The sequence below is a fragment of the Amycolatopsis sp. NPDC041971 genome (genome assembly GCF_055588925.1).
This window is the reverse complement of the sequence record NZ_JBVJCE010000021.1, coordinates 183128-189535: the sequence shown is the minus strand read 5'-3', so window position 1 is coordinate 189535 and position 6408 is coordinate 183128. Positions and strand designations below refer to the sequence as shown.

Sequence of the window (6408 nt, the reverse complement as noted above, 5' to 3'; positions counted from 1 at the left end):
GACTCACAAGGTCCGATGTCATCACTCACAGTGCCCATCCCGCCGGACCTCAGCCCGGCGTGTCGGGCCGGAAACACCGATCCTGGAACAGTCCCCAACGTTGCTTGATACGGCACTAGTTGTTGCGGTTCAGGAGGTTGTTGACGGCGCGGATGAGTTTCTCGCCGAAGGGGTTCGGTCACGCCTTGATCTCGAGGAAGGTTGGGATGCTGGCCACGAGGATTGTTGCCTGCCACAGGCGGAGTGCGTCCGCCTGTGCTGGTACAGCATTGAGGACGGGACCGAAGAAGGTGCGCCCTTCGCCGTTAGGTGTGGTGATGGCCAGGACGGGTGTGCCGATCTCGGCGTCGATACGGCTGACGCCGTCGTGGTGGGAGGCGCGTAGTTCGGCATCGTAGTCGGTGGACGTGCCGGCCTCGGCGAGCCCGACGGGTAGGCCGGAGCGATGCAATGCTTCGCTGATATCGCCGATCCAGCCCCGTTCAGCGCCATCGGGTTCGGTCCAGAGCGCGTCATAGAACAGGCCGAGTGCGTCATGGCCGTGCTCGGTGAGGACGGCTGCCGCGACACGGGCGGGAATCCATAGATAGCCATGAGGGTCGCCCTCGGGGTCGTCGTCGCGATGCTCGTTGAGTACCGACAGGCTCATCACCCGCCAACGGAGCTGGAGCGGGATCTTGTCGGCGATTCCGGTGACCCAGCGGGCGGTGTGGCGAGTGAGCGGGCAGGCGGGGTCAAGCCAGAAGTCCACTGTCCAGCCGGTCTCGGCGCCAGCGGCGGTCGTCGATGTTGCAGTTGAAGTCACGTCGGGTCGCCGCCCTCTGCGGTGATGCCCCGTTCCAGGGTGCGCGTCACGGTCGCGGCGACGTCGAACTTGGCCAGTGCGCCTTGGGCGACCTGCTCGAAGGCGGTGTAGGTCAGCCCCCACAGGACTTGCTGTATCCACTCGGCCGAGACCTGGTCGTCGAACACGCCCTCGGCCTGGCCGCGACGGATGAGGTCGATCACCGGGTCGTGCGGGTTGGGCAGGTCGGGATCCGCCGTGGGGATGACGTCCTGCACGAGGTGGTGGTCGCCGAACGCGAACGTGACGGCATCGCTCGCCGAGTTCAGCGCGGCGACGACGCGGCGCATCGCCTCCCGCGGGTGACCGGTGTCAGGCTGCGCCTCGGCGATCGCAGTGCCGATGATCTCCAGGGAGTGCTCGATGGCCGCGCGCACCAGCCCATCGCGCTCGGGAAAGTAGCGGTGCAGCGTCGTGCGTCCGACTTCTGCGGCTTCGGCGATCTGAGGCAATATCGCCGAACGATCACTCGCCCACGTCCTCACCGCGGCCGCGACGATGGCTCGTTCGGTCCGGTTCCTCGCACTCATGCCCTCATGGTATCAGAAACACCCTAAACGGGTATTTTACTGCATGTATGGAACGTTGTAGCTCCATTCTGGATGCCTAAGGGTCCGCAACATGCGTGGTGAGACTTAATCCGGGCCGAGGGGCTGCGCAAGACCTTCAAGGCGGGCAGGGAGACGATCGACGCGGTGCGCGATGCGGCTCTTCCGCGCCGCGGATTCGCGCGGCTAACTGGCGACCGACCTGTCGCAGCGGTTCTGCGCGACCTGCACTGCATGGCCAGCCATGTGGCGTTGCAGCCGGAACCGCAGGCTGTCGCTTACGGCGGCCATTTGCTCGCCCCGCCGTCATTCAAGCGGGCTTGAACCGTCCTGAGTAGACACACCGGAGAGGACCATCGATGACCCAGTCCGAACCGACGCCCGTGTACACGCCGGTGGACGCCGAGATCTACGCGCGGGTGCAGCAGTTCTACGCCTTCCAGATGGGGTCTCATGGGCGACCGCGAGGCCGAGCGGTGGGCGGACACCTTCACCGAGGACGCGCTGTTCCAGGAGAGCCCAGCAAGCTGGAACCGCTGAACGGCAGGGCCGTGATCAAGGCGGCCGCCACGGTGAGCGCGGACAAGCACACGGCGAACGGCCTGCGGCTGCGGCATTGGCTCGGCATGCTGTCGGCGCCGTCGAGCCCGATGGGTCGGCTGCGCACCCGTTGCTATGCGCAGGCGATCTGGATTCCGGCGGGTGGCGCGCCAGATCTCTTCGCCACCGTGGTGTGCCGTGACGTATGGCGCGTTGATGTTCCGCACTCGTCGGCCGGTCAGGTTTCAACCGGCGAGGGCGGTTTGCGCCCACGCGAGGATCAGCAGCAGGGCGGGTCCTCGGCTGAGCTGGAGCGACAGCCAGATGGGCACGCCACCGGTGCCGAAGCCGACTTCCAGCATGGGGGTTGAGTACTCGATCGGGGGCCGTGTCGCCATCCGGTAAATGACGAGGACTGATCCGATCGCGGACAACGCGCAGACGAGAAAGGCCGTGCTCGGAAGGGCAGGCGCCGTCGCCGCGCACCACACGATGGCGCCGGTGGCGGGGAGCACCAGGTGCGCGAGGACCAACTGCCGGTCACTGCCCCCGAGCATCCGCCTGAGCGCAGGTGCCCTGGAGATGATCCGTAACCCGCCGGCGAGCCGGTCAGCGGCGAGGAAGGCCGTGATCACGTGCACCGCGGGGAGTGCGATCGGAGCCACGATCGCTTCCGCCAGGTACGGCACGGGCAGCAGCCCGGCCCACACCACTGGTCCAGACCATGTTCTCCTGACGCGCACGAAGTCGGCCATCACCAGCGCCGTCATACGCGTGCCGCGCAACTGCGCGGAACGCACGCGGGCCATCCGTCGAGCGCGCTCGATCAGGAGGACACCCCAAAGGACGGTCGGTTCCAGGAAGGTCGCCGCCATCGAAGTCGCCTGCGCGATATCCGCGCCGACGGAGAGCTGCGCCCTGCCGAGCTTCGCGAGGAACGCCTGGGCGGACCAGGTGATCACGCCCGCGACGACGACAGCCGCCACCGCCGCGATCACGCCCCCGTCTGCCATCAGGCCTGCCACCGCCGGGGACCCGGCCGGGCGAATGGCCAGCACCGCCACCAGTGCGGTGACGCAAAGGCCGAGCGCGAGGTTCAGTCCGGCCTGCACCCGTTGGATGCGGTCGGCGTTCGCTTGGACCACCACGGTCGCCGACGCGAGCGCGCTGCCCAGCGCACCGCCGGTCGCGAGCACGCCAGGCAGTATGTCTGCGGCTCCGCCACCTGCGATCATCGCGACCAGGGCAAGGAGGGCGCCGGCGGCCACGCCGAAAGCCACGATGAGCGCGAACCTGCCGACGAGAAGCATCCGTCGATCAATCGGGCTGCTCAGTAGCCACGACTGCGCAGGCCCCCGTACCAGCACCGGCCCGAAGCCCAGTGCCACCTTCGCGCACGCGATGGCGACCAGTAACACGCCGATCGACACCACCCAATGCCGCATCACCGTCGATGTCGCGCTGTCGTCCATCGCTGCGGCGCGGTCGAAGCCGAGTTGGGCCGCTCCCGCGACGAGCCCGATGATCATCGCCGCGTACATGGCGACGAGCATGAGATCGGCGACCCGTTCGCGGGTGGAGGCGCGCCTCAATCGGTAGGAGCGGATCAGCTGTCGGGCCTCGCGCGCCGACGGTGCGGTTGCCGCGTCTTGCTGGAGCACCTAAGTACCGACTTCCACGACGGTGTCCACCACGGCGTTGAGCAATGTCGCGTTGTGCGAGGCGATGAGAAGTCCCCGGCCACGCCGCTTCTCCTCGATGAGTTTCTCCGTCAGCCACTTGATGCCCTCGGCGTCGAGCCGTTGCTCCGGCTCGTCCAGGATCACCACCCGGCGTGGGCGGACGAAGCACGACGCGAGGCCGAGCCGATGCCGCTGCCCGGTGGACAGTGTCACGGGTAGCTGATCCTTCGCCGCCGCGAGCCCGACTTCGTCCACGACGGTCAACGCGGATTCTTCAGGCGATTCCGCCCCGTGCGCCCAGGCGCATAGCCGCAGGTGTTCAACCACGGACATGTCTGGAAAGAAATCGATGTCGTCGAGCAGGCACGCGATGTCCCGGCGCGTGGATGGGCTGGTTTCCTTCAAGGGGGAGCCGTCCAGCATCACTTCACCGGAATCGAGCTCCTCCACCCCCATGACGCACTTGAGCAGCGTCGACTTGCCGGAACCGTTGACCCCGACGACGCCGACCGCTTCTCCCGGCCCAACCCCGAAACTGACGTCGTCCAGGATGACGAGATCGCCGAACGCCTTGCGGGCGTTCGACACCACGATCACGTTCCTGTCGTTCACAGGAGTCCTGTCGTCCACCTCGATCAAACCTGTCTCGTAGAGGGTGTCCACCACAACGGTGACGGCACATCCGGTTCAGCGATCCTTGAACGCCGCAAAGGCCACACCGGCCGCACCCAGCATCAAGCCGCACCCACCCAGCCAGGCCCGTCGTCATCGTAGGTCTCTACAGCCGATGCGACGAGGTCGCGTCGCAACCGGTCATCCCCAGGGACCGCTCTGGCCGAGGCTACCAAACGACATGATCTCCGACAGCCCAGCCGCTCCGTTTGCTTGCGGCCGACCCGATCTGGAGACACGCCGAGTCGCGAGTGCTTAAGCATGGTCTCGCTTTCGATGGGGCTGTGGTGACGGAGGAACTCGCCACCTATGTCACCGAGAGGGGCGACGGATTCCGGGAGATGCTTGCTATGGCCACTGGTCCGATCGGGATCGCCTCGAACGCTGATGAGGGCATCACCGCCGGTATGGGAAGTACGGCGCCATCTTCATCGGCGACATCGACGGCCTGTCGTCATCTGCACACAAAGAACAACCGGATATGCTCCAGCGCAGATGTTTGAACATATCGACCGATATCCTGTCGCGGGCTTGACCGAGTCAACGGGGCAGCGGGCCGAAGGGCGACCCTCGGTCCTCGTACAGCTGGGCCGCCGAGTGGGGAGTGGCAGCTTTTCGGCGGGTGAGAAGATTGAGGAGGAAACCCAGACCAGTTACTGCCGCCGCTGCAAGGCCTAAGAGATCGGGCGTCAGCTGGTATTGGCTCAAGCCGCCCAGCGCACCGCCGAGAGCGACACCGACATAGATCGCCGAGTTGTTCAAGCCGAGCAGGATGGCCGACGAACTCGGCGCCTGGGCGACGAGCCGGCTCTGCTGCGGCACGACGGGCAGGGATACGAAAACTCCCCACACCAAGGCCCAGCCGAGCGCCAGCGGTAGATTGCTTGTCAGCAGCGGGCTCACGCCGAGCAAGACTGCGGCCGCGCCTAATCCAGCGGAGACGACCTGCTGGGGTGGATACCGGTCCGCGAGGCGTCCGGCCAGCAGGTTCCCCACCATGTTGCCCACTCCCCACGACAGCAGGAGTGCCGTGAGCGCACCGGCCGAACCATCGGTGGCCGCCGTCATGGCCGGGCCGATATAGGTGTAGAGCACATGCGTACCCGACAGAGTAAGGATGGTGACGGCAAGTGTGCCGAGGATCCGAGGTTTCGCGAGAGGTGCCAACCGCGCGCGGAGCGGGTCAGAGGGCAGATTGATGGGCGGCAGTGCGACGATGACGCCGACTCCGGCGATAAGGCCGAGGCCGGCTACCGCCCACAAGGTGATGCGCCATTCGGTCGCGCCGATGAGGGTGCCTGCTGGTAGGCCGAAAGCGATGGCCAGGGTGAGGCCGCCCATGACGGTGGCGAGTGCTTTTCCGCGATGCTGTTCGGGCGCGATGGACGCTGCGGCGCTGAAGGCGGCGGCACCGATGAGACCCGCGCCCATCGCGGTCAGAACCCGGGCACTCAGCACAATCGTATAGTCGGGGCCGACTGCGGTGAGCACGTTGCCCAGGATGAAGATCGTCAGCGCCAGCACCAGCACTCGGCGGCGATCCATTCCGCTGGTGACCGCCCCGAGAACTGGCGCGGATATGGCGAGCGCCAGAGCGAACACGGTGACTAGTTGGCCCGCCGCTGTGACGCTGACTTCGAGATCCGCGGCGATCTGGGGTAGTAGCCCGGCAATGACAAAGCCATCGGTGCCGACGGCGAACATGGCTATCGCCAACGGCAAGAGCCTTACGAACAGTCCGTTCCTGGGGGCCATATCCGTGGGTCTTCTTTCGTTCGGCGGTCGATGAGATCAAGGCTGCCCCGGGCCGCTGTCCGGACGCTTTCGTCGCGCTTTCCAGCGAGGTGACCCTCTCACCAGGGAGGATGAGTGCGATTGAGTGCGCTCGGGCCACCAGCGGCATGACAGGCGGGCGATCCATCTGCCAGATTGCCCGGCGCCGCCTACGGTCTCTCTTTGCGGGGCTGCTGGTGCCTGCCGCGACGTCTCTCGGGCGCTCCACGGTTGAGTGCCCAGCTAGGGTTGTCGCCTGGCTGTCCTGGCCGACGCTGTCGCCGCCTTCAGGTTCCAACTATTCCGGGCCCACGTAGCCGAAGGCTTACTTGTGTACAGGCCTTCGCCA

Annotated in this window: 5 protein-coding genes; all 5 read right to left on the bottom strand. The window is 66.3% G+C overall.

The window, feature by feature from the left end:
* Positions 1–178: 178 nt before the first annotated feature.
* Complete coding sequence (locus ACZ6DT_RS33825) at positions 179–805, bottom strand: mycothiol-dependent nitroreductase Rv2466c family protein (RefSeq protein ID WP_465602933.1); 627 nt, start codon at positions 803–805, stop codon at positions 179–181.
* Complete coding sequence (locus tag ACZ6DT_RS33820) at positions 802–1374, bottom strand: TetR/AcrR family transcriptional regulator (protein WP_465602931.1); 573 nt, start codon at positions 1372–1374, stop codon at positions 802–804. The genes ACZ6DT_RS33825 and ACZ6DT_RS33820 overlap by 4 nt, the downstream gene beginning before the upstream one ends.
* Positions 1375–2177: 803 nt before the next feature.
* Complete coding sequence (locus ACZ6DT_RS33815) at positions 2178–3593, bottom strand: DUF6297 family protein (RefSeq protein ID WP_465602929.1); 1416 nt, start codon at positions 3591–3593, stop codon at positions 2178–2180.
* On the bottom strand, positions 3594–4226 hold the full coding sequence (locus ACZ6DT_RS33810; protein ID WP_465602927.1) for an ABC transporter ATP-binding protein: 633 nt from the start codon (positions 4224–4226) through the stop codon (positions 3594–3596).
* A 600-nt stretch (positions 4227–4826) separates the two neighbouring features.
* Positions 4827–6002, bottom strand: a complete 1176-nt coding sequence (locus tag ACZ6DT_RS33805) for an MFS transporter (protein ID WP_465602925.1) — start codon at positions 6000–6002, stop codon at positions 4827–4829.
* Between the last annotated feature and the right edge of the window lie 406 nt (positions 6003–6408).